This window comes from Aliivibrio kagoshimensis (genome assembly GCF_050337105.1).
Classification (GTDB): Bacteria; Pseudomonadota; Gammaproteobacteria; order Enterobacterales; family Vibrionaceae; genus Aliivibrio_A; species Aliivibrio_A kagoshimensis.
The window spans coordinates 1-15895 of record NZ_JAKJSQ010000032.1; the positions used below are offsets into that span (position 1 = coordinate 1).

General features: G+C 42.8%; 10 protein-coding genes, 6 tRNA genes and 3 rRNA genes. 13 read left to right on the forward strand and 6 right to left on the reverse strand.

What is annotated here, in order from left to right; genetic code table 11:
• The 4 genes from L4C32_RS11720 to rrf (L4C32_RS11735) all read left to right on the forward strand — a co-directional run.
• A 23S ribosomal RNA gene (locus tag L4C32_RS11720) occupies positions 1 to 130 on the forward strand; the annotation flags it as partial.
• Positions 131 to 242: 112 nt separating this feature from the next.
• A 5S ribosomal RNA gene (rrf, locus tag L4C32_RS11725) occupies positions 243 to 358 on the forward strand.
• 48 nt (positions 359 to 406) lie between these two features.
• Positions 407 to 483: transfer RNA gene (locus L4C32_RS11730), tRNA-Thr, on the forward strand.
• A 14-nt stretch (positions 484 to 497) separates the two neighbouring features.
• Positions 498 to 613: ribosomal RNA gene (gene rrf / locus L4C32_RS11735) — 5S ribosomal RNA — on the forward strand.
• A 57-nt stretch (positions 614 to 670) separates the two neighbouring features.
• Here the strand turns inward: rrf (L4C32_RS11735) and ilvY are convergent.
• Positions 671 to 1546 carry an HTH-type transcriptional activator IlvY gene (gene ilvY / locus L4C32_RS11740; protein WP_428197069.1) on the reverse strand — a complete coding sequence of 292 codons (876 nt, stop codon included), beginning with the start codon at positions 1544 to 1546 and terminating at the stop codon, positions 671 to 673.
• A gap of 143 nt (positions 1547 to 1689) precedes the next feature.
• On the opposite strand from ilvY, the gene ilvC reads away from it, so the two are divergent.
• Positions 1690 to 3177: a ketol-acid reductoisomerase gene (ilvC, locus tag L4C32_RS11745; protein ID WP_428197070.1), complete on the forward strand. Its 1488-nt coding sequence runs from the start codon at positions 1690 to 1692 to the stop codon at positions 3175 to 3177.
• Between the two features lie 77 nt (positions 3178 to 3254).
• On the opposite strand, the gene ubiK is transcribed toward ilvC, so the two are convergent.
• The 4 genes from ubiK to L4C32_RS11765 form a co-directional block, all read right to left on the reverse strand.
• Positions 3255 to 3500: a ubiquinone biosynthesis accessory factor UbiK gene (ubiK, locus tag L4C32_RS11750; protein WP_428197071.1), complete on the reverse strand. Its 246-nt coding sequence runs from the start codon at positions 3498 to 3500 to the stop codon at positions 3255 to 3257.
• 81 nt (positions 3501 to 3581) lie between these two features.
• Positions 3582 to 6704 (reverse strand): multidrug efflux RND transporter permease subunit, encoded by a 3123-nt coding sequence (locus L4C32_RS11755; RefSeq protein ID WP_428197072.1) that lies wholly within the window; start codon positions 6702 to 6704, stop codon positions 3582 to 3584.
• Between the two features lie 11 nt (positions 6705 to 6715).
• Complete coding sequence (locus L4C32_RS11760) at positions 6716 to 7834, reverse strand: efflux RND transporter periplasmic adaptor subunit (protein ID WP_428197073.1); 1119 nt, start codon at positions 7832 to 7834, stop codon at positions 6716 to 6718.
• A gap of 20 nt (positions 7835 to 7854) precedes the next feature.
• Positions 7855 to 8445 carry a TetR/AcrR family transcriptional regulator gene (locus tag L4C32_RS11765; RefSeq protein WP_428197074.1) on the reverse strand — a complete coding sequence of 197 codons (591 nt, stop codon included), beginning with the start codon at positions 8443 to 8445 and terminating at the stop codon, positions 7855 to 7857.
• Positions 8446 to 8580: 135 nt separating this feature from the next.
• On the opposite strand from L4C32_RS11765, the gene rep reads away from it, so the two are divergent.
• Entirely contained in the window at positions 8581 to 10596 is a 2016-nt protein-coding gene (rep, locus tag L4C32_RS11770) for a DNA helicase Rep (protein ID WP_428197075.1), read from the forward strand.
• Positions 10597 to 10652: 56 nt separating this feature from the next.
• Here rep and L4C32_RS11775 read toward each other — a convergent pair whose 3' ends face one another.
• The gene (locus tag L4C32_RS11775; RefSeq protein ID WP_428197076.1) at positions 10653 to 11060 is read right to left on the reverse strand and encodes a c-type cytochrome; all 408 of its coding nucleotides are present in this window, start codon (positions 11058 to 11060) and stop codon (positions 10653 to 10655) included.
• A gap of 282 nt (positions 11061 to 11342) precedes the next feature.
• Between L4C32_RS11775 and L4C32_RS11780 the strand changes: the two genes are divergently transcribed.
• The 7 genes from L4C32_RS11780 to L4C32_RS11810 all read left to right on the forward strand — a co-directional run bounded on the left by L4C32_RS11780 (position 11343) and on the right by L4C32_RS11810 (position 15804).
• A tRNA-Arg gene (locus L4C32_RS11780) sits at positions 11343 to 11419 on the forward strand.
• Between the two features lie 32 nt (positions 11420 to 11451).
• Positions 11452 to 11527 (forward strand) — tRNA-His (locus L4C32_RS11785).
• A 70-nt stretch (positions 11528 to 11597) separates the two neighbouring features.
• Positions 11598 to 11674 (forward strand) — tRNA-Pro (locus L4C32_RS11790).
• 9 nt (positions 11675 to 11683) lie between these two features.
• Positions 11684 to 11759: transfer RNA gene (locus L4C32_RS11795), tRNA-His, on the forward strand.
• A gap of 69 nt (positions 11760 to 11828) precedes the next feature.
• A tRNA-Pro gene (locus L4C32_RS11800) sits at positions 11829 to 11905 on the forward strand.
• A 531-nt stretch (positions 11906 to 12436) separates the two neighbouring features.
• A complete protein-coding gene (locus tag L4C32_RS11805) occupies positions 12437 to 14152 on the forward strand; it encodes a dipeptide ABC transporter ATP-binding protein (protein WP_428197077.1) in 1716 nt (571 codons plus the stop codon).
• A 101-nt stretch (positions 14153 to 14253) separates the two neighbouring features.
• On the forward strand, positions 14254 to 15804 hold the full coding sequence (locus L4C32_RS11810; protein ID WP_428197078.1) for an ABC transporter substrate-binding protein: 1551 nt from the start codon (positions 14254 to 14256) through the stop codon (positions 15802 to 15804).
• The last annotated feature ends 91 nt before the right edge of the window (positions 15805 to 15895 follow it).

A 15895-nucleotide genomic window follows, 5' to 3' on the forward strand; every position in this document is an offset into this window, starting at 1 on the left:
GAGATGAGTCATCCCTGACGCTTTAAGCGTCCTAAAGGGTTGTTGGAGACTACAACGTTGATAGGCCAGGTGTGTAAGTGCTGCGAGGCATTGAGCTAACTGGTACTAATTGCCCGTGAGGCTTAACCATACAACACCCAAGTGGTTTTGTTCGGATTCAAATAAGATGAGCGCTTAAGTGTGTTTTGAGAAACTTTAAGATTTAGTCGATTGCTAAGACCTTTCCGAATTGTAAGAATTTGCTTGGCGACCTTAGCGCTGTGGACCCACCTGATCCCTTGCCGAACTCAGAAGTGAAACGCAGTAGCGCCGATGGTAGTGTGGGGTTTCCCCATGTGAGAGTAGGACATCGCCAGGCTTCAAATTTATGAGAATCTGAACTTAGGTTCAGATTTTCTCTGTATTCGCTGATATAGCTCAGCCCGGTAGAGCGCACCCTTGGTAAGGGTGAGGTCCCCAGTTCGAGTCTGGGTATCAGCACCAGTTTAAAGATTTTGCTTAGTGACCTTAGCGCTGTGGACCCACCTGATTCCTTGCCGAACTCAGAAGTGAAACGCAGTAGCGCCGATGGTAGTGTGGGGTTTCCCCATGTGAGAGTAGGACATTACTAGGCTCTAATTCAGTCAAAAAGGCCACCTTAATAGGTGGCCTTTTTGCGTTCTGAGGTAAATCAATTTTCGACTAAATTCCAGAAGGCATCAACCAGCGGATTTTGTAGCTGTGACTGCTTACAACAGACCCCGAGATCAAACCCTTCAATACTAATGGCGTCTACCCGAGTTACTTTTTCTTTAACAGGACTGTTATTGATGACGACATCGGGTGCAATTCCTACCCCACAACCAAGAGCTACCATACTAACAATTGCTTCATGACCAGACACTTGAGCGTAGATTGTAGGTTTGATTTTTCGCTCCTTAAACCAGGTGTTTACCCTCTCTCTTGCTGTCCCTTCTTCTGGAACAATAAATGGAACCTTACTCCAGTCAACTGGGTTTTGTTGTAGCTCTTTGGCAAAGCTGCTAATACCGTTAGGCACGATGACAGACAGTGGAATATGACCAATGGTTTTGAAAGAGAGCTTATTCGGTAATACATTCGGTTTGGCGGAGATAGCAATGTCCGCACCATCTTGTAATATCATACCGATTGCTTGCGCTGGATCGCCCGTAGAGAGCTTTATTTCAATTTGTGGATAGTGTATGCGGAAATTACTTAACAACTCAGGAAGGTGACTATAGCTTGCTGTAACGGAACAAAAAATATGAAGTTCACCAGTAAGTAATGTATCTTGGCTAGAGAGGTTGGTTTTTAATCGATGCCACTCTGAGAGCATATGAAGTGCGACGGGTAATAGCTTTTTTCCGGCATCGGTCAGCTCGACGCTGCGGTTATCCCTAACAAACACAGATTGACCTATATCTTCCTCTAATTTCTGAACTTGGCGACTTAGTGCTGAGGGGCTAATATGCATAGCAATGGCTGTTTTGCTGAAGCTTTTGCTTTCACAAATATGGATAAACATATGCAGTAACTTCTGGTTCATGGCGGCCTTATATTTATACTTGCATTTTTTGCAACGTGAGGTTGTAAATATAACACTTTAAGCAATTGATTGTCTCAATTAGTATCAACTCATCGATACAAAACGTATCAACTAAATGGAATATATTTTACGGAGTTCAACCTATGTCTAATAACTACTTTAATACTCTAAATTTGCGTGAGCAGCTAGACCAACTTGGTCGTTGTCGTTTTATGGATCGCTCTGAGTTTGCAGCAGAAGCCGACTACCTTAAAGGTAAAAAAGTGGTTATTGTTGGCTGTGGTGCTCAAGGTTTGAACCAAGGTTTGAACATGCGCGACTCTGGTCTGGATGTCTCTTATGCTTTACGCCAAGCGGCAATTGATGAGAAACGTCAATCTTTCAAAAATGCGAGTGATAACGGATTTGTTGTCGGTAGTTATGAAGATCTTATTCCTCAAGCAGATTTAGTGGTTAACCTGACTCCTGATAAGCAGCACACTGACGTTGTGAAAGCGGTGATGCCGTTAATGAAGCAGGGAGCAACATTAGGTTACTCACACGGTTTTAATGTTGTTGAAGAAGGCATGCAAATCCGTAAAGACCTTACCGTTGTTATGGTTGCTCCTAAGTGCCCAGGCACAGAGGTACGTGAAGAGTACAAACGTGGTTTTGGTGTTCCAACACTTATCGCAGTTCACCCTGAAAATGATCCACAAGGTGATGGACTTGAGATTGCTAAAGCATGGGCAGCAGGTACAGGCGGACATCGCGCAGGTGTTCTAGAGTCTTCATTTGTTGCTGAAGTAAAATCTGACCTTATGGGTGAGCAGACCATTCTTTGTGGCATGCTGCAAGCAGGTTCTATCGTATGTTATGAAAAAATGATTGCTGATGGTATTGAAGCAGGATACGCAGGTAAACTTCTTCAGTACGGTTGGGAGACAGTAACAGAAGCGCTTAAGTTTGGCGGTGTGACACACATGATGGATCGCCTATCTAACCCAGCTAAAGTTAAGGCGTTTGACCTTTCAGAAGAGCTTAAAGACTTAATGCGTCCACTGTATAATAAACATATGGATGACATCATCTCTGGTGCATTCTCTTCAGGAATGATGGCTGACTGGGCTGCGGACGATAAGAACCTTTTAGGCTGGCGTGAAGAGACGGGCGAAACCCAATTCGAGCAATACCCTGAAAGCGATATTGAAATTTCAGAGCAAGAGTATTTTGATAATGGCATCTTAATGGTTGCAATGGTTCGTGCGGGTGTTGAACTGGCATTCGAAGCTATGACGGCTTCTGGCATTATTGATGAGTCAGCTTACTATGAGTCACTGCATGAGCTTCCATTGATTGCAAACACCGTTGCTCGTAAACGTCTATATGAGATGAACGTGGTTATTTCTGATACTGCTGAATATGGTAACTACCTGTTCGCAAACGTGGCTACACCTCTTCTTCGTGAAAAGTTTATGCCAAGTGTTGAAACCGATGTGATTGGTCGTGGTCTTGCTGAGCAAGGTAACGCTGCAGATAATGCAAAACTGATTGCTGTTAATGAAGCACTTCGTAATCACCCTGTTGAAAAAATTGGTGCAGAGCTTCGTGGTTACATGACGGACATGAAAACCATCGCAGTAGGCGGTTAATGGTTAGCACATACTAGATAGACAAAGCCCAGCTAAGTAGCTGGGCTTTTTTGTATCAATATAGCGCAGAGATAACATTAAGAGAGCTTTTCTTCGAGCTCTGCCAGTTTCTTTTCCATTTCAGTCAGCTTTTGACGCGTTCTTAACAGTACTTGTGTCTGTACATCAAACTCTTCTCGGCTGACAACATCAAGTTTGCCTAACTGGCCTTGAATCACTTGTTTTACTTTCTGTTCTACATCAGCACCAAGCTCTTTGACTGGTTTTGGCATAGAGTCATGTATCTGCTTTGCCATCTGTTCTAATTTCTTTGGATCAAACATCGTTAACTCCTTATCAATTTTCTGGCTCTATTTAACAATAAAAAAGCTGCCGAAGCAGCTTTTTATTCATAGAGTGAGAAATTAAGACTCTGCTCTATTCTCTTTCATTGCTAACCGAGCTTCATCGACACGTGCCAACTTCTCCAGTTCTTTGTCTTCAACAAAAATAGGTAGAGGCTTGTGTATACTGGCTAAGTAGCTGTAGATCACCGGTAATACAAACAGGGTAAACACCGTACCAATAGCCAGACCGGATACAATAACAACTCCGATACTAAAGCGTTGAGCTGCACCAGCACCAGACGCGTACATTAGAGGAATCAAACCTGCAATCATTGCCGCAGTAGTCATCAGGATTGGGCGTAAACGCACTTTAGCCGCTTCGGTTACTGCCGCAATACGGTCTTTCTGATGGTGCAACTGCTCCTCTTTAGCCACTTCACAAATCAAGATACCGTGTTTGGTGATTAAACCAATTAAGGTGATCAAACCGACCTGGGAGTAAATATTCATTGTAGCTGCACCCCATGCAAGTGCAATTAAAGCACCACAAATGGCCAGTGGTACAGAGACGAGAATAACTAATGGGTCTCGTAATGATTCGAACTGAATAGCTAAAACCAAGAAGATAATTGCTAATGCCAGTGCAAAGGTTGTGTATAGCGCATTCCCTTCAGTAACGTATTGGCGAGCTTCACCCATAAAGTCATAACTGTAACCATTGGGTAGCTTGTCGACCGCAACGGTATTAAACCAGTTAATGGCATCACCCATAGCAACGGTAGGCGAAGGAACTGCGCCAACGGTCGCTGAGTTTAGCTGATTAAAGTGTGGCAGTGCACGAGGCTCAGCGACAACATCAATCTTAATTAAACTGCCTAGAGGAATCGACTCTCCATTAGCGGCACGAACATAGTAGCCTTTCATTGATTCAGGGTTTAAGCGATATTTACGCTCTACTTGAGGAATGACCTCATACGAACGACCATTAAGGTCAATACGGTTAACATAACCATCTGACATCATCGTACCTAAGGTAATACCGATATCTTGCATGGTCACGCCGTAAGCCCCCGCTTTGTCTTTGTCGATATTGATCTTCATAGTGGCTGAATCGTAATTCAGATCGAGATCAGAGTAGACAAACAGTGGGCTGGTTTTCACGCCGGTTAACACATCGCTGGCTACTTGGAATAAGCTTTCAAAGTTATTCGGGGTTGTGATAACAAACTGAATCGGAAGACCAGAACCCGCTCCTGGTAGTTCTGCCATTTGGAATGCGGTCACTGATACTTCAGGTATCTCTTTTACTAATTCTGAGACACGTTTTGTGATTTCAGCCTGACTTGCTTCTCGCTCACTCCAAGGAACCATAGACGCAATACCGAACGCTTGGTTTGAATTCGGTACACCAGAGAAAATCTGAGCAAAGGCAATTTCATCTTGCTCAATCAGCAACTGATCAACTTTGTTCATGCCCGCCTGAATGAAATCAAGGTTAGCGTTTGATGGTGCAGTACCCATCATCATCACCACGCCTTTATCTTCAGATGGTGCGAGCTCACTTGGAATGAACTTGAATAGAAGTGGAAGACTGGCAAATACGATCACAGCAAATACAATGAATACTGGACGATGTAACATTACCGCGTTCAGCATTTTTTCATATCGATTGGTCATGCGATCGAGAAAGTTATGGACGACGGTTTCAAATTTACTTGGTTTAGCATTTGCTTGCAGCATCACAGAACACATCATAGGGGAGAGTGTTAATGCAATGATACCGGATACAAATACTGCACCAGCTAGCGTTAGAGCAAACTCTTTAAATAGTGAACCTGTAATACCACCCATCATTGCAATTGGAGCATATACCGCACCCAATGTGAGTGTCATAGCAATGACCGGAACCGCAATTTCACGAGTACCTATAATCGCTGCGCGAAAAGGTGATTCACCCAATTTAATGTGTCGATCGACGTTTTCCAATACAACGATGGCATCATCAACCACCAGTCCAATCGCCAGAACCATCGCCAACAGTGTCATTAAGTTCCAAGAGAAACCAAACATCTGCATAACCAATGCAACACCGATTAAGGATAGTGGGATCGTAATAATTGGGATTAATACTGCTCGCAGTGAGCCTAAGAACAGCGTAATAACGATCAATACAATCAATGCCGCTTCTACAATGGTCTTTATTACCTCTTGTATTGACTCATTGATGGCAATCGTTGAGTCATACATAATATTCATCTTGATGTTATTTGGCATGTTTCTTTCTAATTCAGGAAGAAGCTCCATAACATCAGCAGCAATATTTATAGGGTTAGCGCTTGGAGCCGCGTTGATAGCAGCAACCACGGCCTCTTGTCCATTGGCACTTGCACGATAAACATCGTGACTCTTCTCAAGATTTACTTTGGCAATGTTACCTAAACGGATCACTTTACCTTTCTCAGACGACACCACTAATTTTTCTAATTCATCAGTGTTGCTTACTTGGGTGTCAGCGCTGCCGTTATAAACAACAAACTCCCCAGTAGCTTGTCCAGTAGCAGACTGATAGTTGTTGGCGTTTAGAACACCCATAACATCGGTTGCCGTAAGATCAAATGCCGCCATCTTAGCTGGGTCTAACCAAACTCGAAGCGCGTATTTCATACCACCATAAAGATCAACTTTGGAGACACCATTAACCGTAAATAATTGCGGATTGATCACTCGCTCAAGATAATCAGTAATCTGACTTGAGGACAACTCATCGCTGGTAAAACCAATATAGAGCACAGCCGTTGTAGAGCCTGTCGACATAGTTACTGTCGGGTCTTCAGACTCTTTTGGTAGTTGTGATCGTACCGAGTTGGTTTTTGCAAGAATATCCGCCAACGCCGCATTCGGGTCAGTATTTAACTTCATGTTGACAGTGATGGTTGATTTACCAAGCACACTGGCTGAAGTCATATAGTCAATGTTATCCGCTTGAGCAACCGCTTGCTCTAGGGGTTGAGTGATGAAACCTTGAATAAGATCCGCACTGGCGCCGTAATAACTTGTTGTTACAGTAACGACAGTATTTGTCATGTCTGGGTATTCACGAACTTGCATCTTAAAGATGGCTTGAAATCCAAGCAACGCAATTAAGAAGCTAATCGATACCGCTAAAACAGGACGTTTAATGAAAATATCAGTAAAACGCATACGTCCTCCGGTTACAGCATTGGTGTTTCAGCAGGGGCATTGAGAGCATCGCTTTCAACAATTTTCACTTTAGCACCATTACTTAGACGAACTTGACCTGAAGTCACGATCTTATCTCCAACGTCTACACCCTCTAAGATATGAGCAATGTCTTTAATGCGTTCGCCAATTTTCACAACATGTTGTCGTACGCGTTGTACACCCTCTTCTTCTGAGATGACATAAACGTTATCGCCGTAAAGTGTGAATGTGATAGCGGTTTGTGGCAGTGTGATTTGATCTTTAATGGTGGGTAAGATCACATGCGCACGAGCAAACATTCCAGAACGAAGTTGACCGTCATTGTTTGGGATGTCAGCTTGTATCTGTATCAAGCCACTTTGGTAATTTACTGCAGGTTCGATAGCGCTGATAGATCCTTTAAATGGACTTTCAGGGTAAGCATCAACAAAGATATCGACTTCTTGACCAAGGGTTATTTTAGAGATGTCCGTTTGTGGAATCGTAAAACGAAGGCGCATTAGGCTGGTATCTTCTAAACGAACTATGTCATCACCGGATTGTATGTACTGGCCCAAAAATACATTTCGTAAACCGATAATACCGGAGAACGGCGCTTTAATTTCACGGCGAGCAATCGTGGCTTTCAATCCTTCAATTTCAGCCGTTAACGAGTGGAAATTAGACTCTGCTTCATCCAGTGCTTCTTTAGACACCGAGCCTTTTTTATACAGGCCTTGGTAGCGCTTGAATTTGGCTTTAATGGCAGGCATTTTAGCTTGCGCACTTTTTAAATTTGCTTTCTCAACTTCTGAATCTAAAGAGATGATTGGGTCACCTTTAGTAATTTGGTTGCCAGATTCAAATGCGATATTTTTAATCACACCATTGACTTCCGTTGAGATGTTTACACCTTGATTAGGTTCAATAAAGCCAATAGCTTCAATAGCAGGAATCCAATCGACTGTTTTCACATCAACTGCCGTTACGGGAAATTCAGGCTCTGGCATGTTTGCCATGTACTCGGCGATTTTCTTCTGTTTGAACATGTTAAAGCCAATAACACTGCCAAATAACAACACAGCGATGATTAACATGACCAAGCTCCAAAGTAGGGGGCGCTTTTTCATTTGATTTTGTAACTCCGAAGTTAATGTAAAATTATTGCATCCCAGCTAGCATCAATCGCATTTTGTAATGCTGTTGAATCTAACTGATAAAACCCTTGAACATGCTTACGAGCTAAAATAATGCTCACTTCTAAGCTAAGTCCGATTAAAATTTCATTATCTAAAGGTTTAAAAATTCCCTCTTCTTTTCCTTCAGAATATAGTTGTTCTACTTGGGCAAACAAACTGCGTTCTAGTTCCCTGAATTTGCAGGAATCTTTTTTCGGTAAACACTCGTATTGATTGCGATTAAGCAGCAGGTTGCCATCTTTTGACGCCAGATTCCAGATATTTAGGAATATCATACTGTATCTTTCTTTCAAAGGCATATCATTGTCGACACCTTTTTGAATCGCTTTGGCGGCTTGGGTTAAGGTTTCCACTTTTAACTGCTCAATCAAATCCTCTTTATCGCTGAAGTAGCGATAAATAGTGCCTGCGGCGACATCTGCTTTTTTCGCCACTAACTGCATAGAGATCCCTTGGAATCCATGTTCAGAGAGTAACTGTTTAGTTGCATCGAGTATTCGCTGTCTTTTATCCATCATACCAATTAAAAAATGAACGTTCATTCATTATCGTCTGGTTAGCAGAAAGCTGCAAGGTTTTCTTTGTTCCGTGAAGTAAACTTTCACTAGTAGTCGGCTAATATTATAGTTAGTATTTTCGCCTTGCTGCTGTTTGTTGTTATTTTCTTAGGACTCCTCATGAAGCTCAACCCTCGTCAAAATGAAGCCGTTAATTATGTCTCTGGCCCCTGCTTAGTTCTTGCCGGAGCGGGCTCAGGTAAGACGAGAGTGATTACTAATAAAATTGCTTATTTAGTTCAAGAGTGTGGTTATAAGGCGAGAAATATCGCTGCTGTTACCTTCACCAATAAAGCGGCTCGAGAGATGAAAGAGCGTGTCGGACAGACCCTAAATAAGCAAGAAGCTCGTGGTTTGATGGTGTCGACTTTTCACTCTCTAGGTCTTGATATCATTCGACGTGAATATAAAGTACTCGGACTGAAAGCGGGATTTTCACTGTTTGATGATCAAGATCAGATGGCGTTGCTCAAGGAGTTAACTGAGAAGAAAATTGATGGCGATAAAGATCTACTTCGTCAGTTAATGAGTGCTATCTCCAACTGGAAAAATGACATGCTGACAGCACAGCAAGTAAAAGGCGCAGCTCAGTCCGAACAAGACCAATTATTTGCTCACTGTTATCAGCTTTATCAAACACAAATGAAAGCTTATAACGCCTTAGATTTTGACGACCTGATCTCATTACCAGTACAGTTGTTAAAAGCCAATCAAGAGGTGCGAGAGCGTTGGCAGGGGAAAATACGATACTTGCTGGTGGATGAGTATCAAGATACCAATACCAGTCAGTATGAGATGGTTAAATTGCTTGTGGGTGAGCGAGGCCGCTTAACGGTAGTGGGGGATGATGATCAATCTATCTACTCTTGGCGTGGGGCCAGGCCGCAAAACTTAGTGCTATTAAACGAAGATTATCCTAATTTACGGGTGGTAAAGCTTGAACAGAACTATCGTTCAACCAGTCGAATTCTTCGCGCAGCCAATATCTTAATTGCCAATAATCCTCATGTATTTGAAAAGAAGCTTTTTTCAGAGATCCCAGACGGAGAGCAGATAAAAGTATTAACCGCAAAAAATGAAGATCATGAAGCTGAGCGAGTGGTGGGTGAAATGATTGCACACCGCTTTATGAATCGAACTCAGCATAAAGATTACGCCATTCTCTATCGAGGCAATCACCAGTCGCGTCTTTTAGAACGGGCGCTGATGCAAAACCGAATCCCCTATAAGATCTCTGGCGGCACCTCATTTTTTGCACGTGCTGAGATTAAAGACATCATGGCTTACTTGCGTCTGTTAACCAATCAGGATGATGACAACGCTTTTTTACGTGTGGTGAATACGCCACGACGAGAAATTGGGCCGACTACCTTAGAAAAGTTAGGTAGCTATGCCAATATGCGAGGAAAAAGTTTGTTTGAAGCGAGCTTTGAAATGGGTTTAGAGCAGACATTATCTGGTCGAGGTTTGGATGCGCTACGGCGTTTTACCAAATGGATTGTCATTTTATCGGAAAATGCTGAACGAGGAGATACCGTTGATGCGGTACGTGCACTGGTTCGGGATATTAATTACGAAGATTGGCTGTATGAAACCTCAACCAGTGCGAAAGCTGCTGAGATGAGAATGAAGAATGTCTCTGAACTCTATAAGTGGATTGTTGCTGACTTAGAGGGGGACAATTATGACAAAGAGGTCAAAAGCCTCAAAGAGGTGGTTCAACGCCTTACTCTCCGTGACATGATGGAGCGAGGAGAAGATGATGAAGATGCTGATCAGGTTCAACTAATGACTCTGCATGCCTCTAAAGGTTTAGAGTTTCCTTATGTCTATTTAATCGGCGCTGAAGAGGGTATCTTACCGCATCAAACGAGTATTGATGAGGATAATATCGAAGAGGAACGTCGATTAACCTACGTGGGTATTACTCGGGCCCAAAAAGAGCTCACCTTTACTTTATGTAAAGAGCGTCGACAGTATGGTGAATTGATAAAACCAGATCCGAGTCGATTCTTAGAGGAGTTGCCTCATGATGATCTTGATTGGGAGAGTCAGAAGAAGCCGCAAAGTAAAGAGGAGAGGATGGAGAAAGGGCAAGCTCACATTGCTAATCTAAGGGCGATGTTTAAAAAGTAGTAATAGATGAAAGGTTGACCCATAGTGTCAACCTTTCACGTTTTAGGCATGTCTCTTTATAGGCCTTCAATCATGTGGTTAATAGCAGCCACAATCTCGTCGTCACTACAATCCATGCACGATCCTTTAGCAGGCATAGCATTAAAGCCATTGATTGCGTGATCTTTTAGTACATCATTACCCTGAGCAATACGAGGTGCCCATGCTGCAGCGTCTTGGCTGATTGGAGCACCGGCTAAACCGCTAGTATGACAAGCAGTACAGAACATGCTGTAAACTTGCTCACCTGTTCTTGGGCCCGCTGGTTCATCAGAAACAGGCTCACTACCCGCTAAATAGACTTGACCAACAGGTTTGATTCTTTCAGCAATGGCTTGATCAGACATATCAGAGGCGATAGCGCCTGTTGAAAATGTTAATGCAGCAACGGTTGCTATGATTACTCGGCGTAGATGTTTATCCATTAAGCTCACTTTTCACTCCTAAACGGGTGCCTGATTCCATTTGTTTATATTTATAATTATTTACTTAGAGTCGCCTAAACTGTAAAAAAAAGCGAGTTAACTCCGTGTAAACAGTAAGTGATTATATCGACTTAAATTGTTGCAAGWAACCATTACCGTCACTATTTCTATGCTTTATTACAAAATGATCGTTGAAAAAGAAGGCAAACAGAAAAAAAAGTTAAAAAAATAGTAGACGGAGGTAAGTGAACTACGTATTATTCCACTCCGCCGATAGGGCATGCGCCTGTAGCTCAGCTGGATAGAGCGTTGGCCTCCGGAGCCAAAGGTCGAAGGTTCGAATCCTTTCAGGCGCGCCATCCGGATAAAACATTGGCAAAAAAGTACATTGGTGGCTATAGCTCAGTTGGTAGAGTCCCGGATTGTGATTCCGGTTGTCGCGGGTTCAAACCCCGTTAGCCACCCCATATTTTAAACGTCGGAGATTAGCGCAGTTTAATAGTGCATCTCTTTCGTAGCTTCAAGTAACAAATTCGTCGGTGATTAGCGCAGTTTGGTAGCGCATCTGGTTTGGGACCAGAGGGTCGGGGGTTCGAATCCCTCATCACCGACCACTTATTTTGGTGGCTATAGCTCAGTTGGTAGAGTCCCGGATTGTGATTCCGGTTGTCGCGGGTTCAAACCCCGTTAGCCACCCCATTAATAATGGTAGCTTTGCTTCCTGTTTTGAATATCAAAACGAAATACAGAGTTTAACTCTGAAAACATCGGTGATTAGCGCAGTTTGGTAGCGCATCTGGTTTGGGACCAGAGGGTCGGGGGTTCGAATCCCTCATCACCGACCACTTTTAAGAAGCCTCGTCTAATGACGAGGCTTTTTTTTGTCTAAAATTTGAACCTAAATAGGTACTTGAACTACCTAGAGAGCCTCGTTATTTGACGGGGCTTTTACGATCGCGAAGGAATAAAAAAATAAGCAACAAGGCGCTTACATTTTTTACATTTCACCGGTCAATTATCGAGAGGGTTAGCCCCAAGGTGGTAAGTGTTAAGTCCCGTACTAGTGCGGATGGGTGGTTGTAATAACTGCTTTTCTATATTAATACTACATGATTATAGGTTTTTTGTTAAATATGCCAGTGTTACCGCGGTGTTTTTCAGATTGTATCTGCATAAGTATTGCCTTAAAGTGCTTAAATCGTGTTTTTTATGCGACAAATCTACTTTTTGTAGTTTATTATCCTTTGTTTGTTGATTTTATGTGAAATGTTTGCCAAATTAAGTGCCTGAGAATTTTATCAGTAGAAAAGTCTGGTAAAGAATGGAATCGATTTTGCCAATAAGGCAGAAAACTGGCAAGTTGTAGAGGTCTGGTAATGTCGTTATTGGAAGTAAAAAACCTTCGTATTGAGTACCCTTCTCGTCATGGTGTTCATGCCGCTGTTAAGTCACTCTCTTTTTCTATTGAACGCGGAGAAATTGTTGGCGTTGTTGGAGAGTCTGGAGCGGGTAAGTCGACCGTAGGGAATGCGGTTATTGATCTATTAAGCCCTCCTGGTGTGATTGCTAATGGTGATGTATTTCTTGACGGAGAAAAAATCTCCGGTCTATCCACTGAAGAGATGAGAAAGGTTCGAGGTTCTAAGATAGGGTTTATCTTTCAAGATCCAATGACCTCTTTAAATCCACTGTTTACCGTTGAGCAGCAGTTAACGGAAACCATCATTGCAAACTTAAAGGTGTCTGAAGAGGAGGCCAAAAAACGAGCATTGATCTTGATGGAGCAAGTGGGTATTCCAGAAGCTCATTTACGTATTAAGCAGTACCCTCATCAATTTTCTGGTGGCATGAGGCAGCGTGTGGTTATTGCCATTGCACTTTCTGGTGAGCCTGATCTCATCATTGCTGATGAACCAACTACCGCCCTAGACGTTTCTATTCAAGACCAAATTTTGACTCTGATTCGCGATCTTTGTATTCAGAAGAATGTTGGTTGCATGTTAGTGACTCACGATATGGGTGTGGTCTCTAATGTAACGGATCGTGTTGCGGTTATGTACCGAGGTGATTTGGTTGAATTTGGCGACACGCAAAAAGTATTGGGTGACCCTGATCATGAGTACACACGAAGCCTTATCTCCGCCGTCCCTCGTTCTGACATAAAATTAGATCGTTTCCCTTTAGTGAGCTATATAGAAGAAGCTCATGAGATGCAGCAGATTGATATAAAAAGTCACTGGTTAGGTCAAAGTGAAGATCAGCGAGCTTATACTGGTCCGCTACTGAACGTGGAGAATGTGAGTTTACGTTTTATTACCAAAGACTCTTTTTTTGAAAGCCGTCGTGAATTTGTGCAAGCGTCCAATGACGTGAGCTTTGAAATCTACGAAGGAGAAACGTTTGGTTTAGTGGGAGAGTCGGGTTCTGGTAAATCAACGATTGCCCGAGTCATAGCGGGTTTGTATCCACCAAATGAAGGGAAAGTGACCTTTGAAGGGCTGGATCTTACAGCATTGAAGTCTGAGAAAGAGCGACGTCCAATTCGTCGTCAGATGCAGATGGTATTCCAAAACCCCTACACCTCGATGAACCCTAGAATGAAGATTTACGACATTATTTCTGAACCGATCCGCTTTCATAAATTAGCGAGCTCTGAAGCTGAAATTCGTCAAATCGTCCATGACCTGCTTGATCATGTTGGTTTGGGTCGCATGGCGGGGGTTAAGTACCCACATGAATTCTCCGGTGGTCAACGTCAGCGAATTTCGATTGCTCGTGCGTTAGCGACTCGACCTCGTCTATTAATATGTGATGAGCCAACGTCAGCGTTAGATGTATCAGTACAAGCACAGATATTGAACTTATTGAAAGATCTGCAAGATGAACTCAATTTAACCATGCTGTTTATTAGCCACGATCTACCTGTTATTCGTCAGGTTTGTGACCGAATCGGGGTGATGAAGCAAGGAACACTGTTAGAGGTTTCTCCAACGGAGCAGCTCTTTACGGATCCTCAGCATGAATATACTAAACATTTAGTCTCTTTGATGCCGGAATTCAAAGGGCTTAGAACTGAATTAGAATCGGCTTAACGCCGCGCCTATGCTCTAGATGTAGGTTCATCTAGAGAGTATTACAATAATAACAAAATACAACAGAAAGGGAGTTCACTCCCTGCATAAGGAGTTATGCAATGAAAACCTTAAAGACCAAACTAGCAATTGCTCTAATGGCTGCAGGCCTAAGTTTTAGCGCTGCAGCAGCAGATATTACGGTTGCTTATGATGCCGATCCAGTATCACTGGATCCGCATGAGCAGCTGTCAGGGGGTACTCTGCAGATGTCACATATGCTGTTTGATCCGTTAGTGCGATTCACAAAAACTTTTGACTTTGAAGCTCGTATTGCTGAGAAGTGGGAACGTGTTGATGAAACCACTTTCCGTTTTAACCTACGTAAAGGGGTTAAATTCCACTCAGGTAACAGCCTAACTGCTGACGATGTCATTTGGACATTTGACCGTCTGAAAAGCTCGGGCGACTTTAAAGGGATTTTTGCCCCTTACGAAAAAATGACCAAAGTTGATGACTACACGGTAGAGATCAAATCATCTGAACCGTATCCATTGGTTCTACAGACTGCCACTTACATTTTCCCAATGGATAAAAAGTTCTATTCTGGGCAAATGGATGGTAAAGATAAGTCTGAAATCGTGAAGCACGGTAGCTCTTACGCATCAACCAATGTATCAGGTACTGGTCCATTTACTGTCGCTTCTCGTGAGCAAGGCGTGAAAGTCGTATTTGAACGCTTTGATGGCTACTGGGATAAGCAATCTCCAGGTAATGTTGATAAGTTAACACTGGTTCCTATCAAAGAGAATGCCACTCGAGTAGCGGCACTGCTTTCTGGCGATGTGGATATGATTCACCCGGTTGCTCCAAATGATCAAAAGCGTGTTAAAGGCGCTAAAAACATTGATCTGACAACAGTAGCTGGTACTCGTATTATCACTTTCCAAATGAACCAAGATAGCAACCCTGCACTAAAAGATGTACGTGTACGTCAAGCTATTGTTCATGCGATTAATAACGAAGGTATCGTTAAGAAAATCATGAAAGGTTTTGCAACCACAGCTGGTCAACAGGGCCCTGCTGGTTACGCGGGCTATAGCGAAGAGTTAGTTCCTCGTTACGACCTTAAAAAAGCAAAACAGTTAATGAAAGAAGCGGGCTACGAGAATGGCTTTAAGCTTTCTATGATGGCACCGAACAACCGTTATGTGAACGATGCTCAAATCGCTCAAGCATCAGCGGCTATGCTTTCTAAGATTGGTATTAAGGTTGACCTTAAGACGATGCCTAAAGCACAGTACTGGCCTGAGTTTGATAAGTGTGCAGCAGACATGATGATGATCGGTTGGCACTCAGATACAGAAGATTCTGCAAACTTCTCAGAATTCTTAACCATGACTCGTAATGAAGAGACTGGTAAAGGCGCATATAACTGTGGTCACTACTCAAACACTGACGTAGATAACCTGGTTAACTCTGCAAATGCTGAGACGGATCCTGCTAAGCGTGGCGAGATGCTACAAAAAGTAGAAGCGACTCTGTATAACGAAGCGGCGTTTGTTCCTCTTCATTGGCAGAACCTAGCGTGGGGCTCTAAGTCTAGCCTACAGGTTGAACCAATCGTTAATGCTCTAAACTTCCCTTACTTTGGCGACCTAGTTGTTAAATAAGTGATGTTAAAAAAGTAACTCGTACATGGCGTTTTTATCAAATTTTCATTAGATGAAAACGCCAATTTTCTCTCTGTTTTAATTTTTCATA

Coding starts and splice junctions, on each gene's coding strand:
- L4C32_RS11810 (WP_428197078.1), top strand. CDS start 14,254: ATGAAAACCTTAAAGACCAAACTAGCAATTGCTCTAATGGCTGCAGGC.
- ubiK (WP_428197071.1), bottom strand. CDS start 3,500: ATGTTTGATCCAAAGAAATTAGAACAGATGGCAAAGCAGATACATGAC.
- ilvC (WP_428197070.1), top strand. CDS start 1,690: ATGTCTAATAACTACTTTAATACTCTAAATTTGCGTGAGCAGCTAGAC.
- L4C32_RS11805 (WP_428197077.1), top strand. CDS start 12,437: ATGTCGTTATTGGAAGTAAAAAACCTTCGTATTGAGTACCCTTCTCGT.
- L4C32_RS11755 (WP_428197072.1), bottom strand. CDS start 6,704: ATGCGTTTTACTGATATTTTCATTAAACGTCCTGTTTTAGCGGTATCG.
- L4C32_RS11775 (WP_428197076.1), bottom strand. CDS start 11,060: ATGGATAAACATCTACGCCGAGTAATCATAGCAACCGTTGCTGCATTA.
- rep (WP_428197075.1), top strand. CDS start 8,581: ATGAAGCTCAACCCTCGTCAAAATGAAGCCGTTAATTATGTCTCTGGC.
- ilvY (WP_428197069.1), bottom strand. CDS start 1,546: ATGAACCAGAAGTTACTGCATATGTTTATCCATATTTGTGAAAGCAAA.
- L4C32_RS11760 (WP_428197073.1), bottom strand. CDS start 7,834: ATGAAAAAGCGCCCCCTACTTTGGAGCTTGGTCATGTTAATCATCGCT.
- L4C32_RS11765 (WP_428197074.1), bottom strand. CDS start 8,445: ATGAACGTTCATTTTTTAATTGGTATGATGGATAAAAGACAGCGAATA.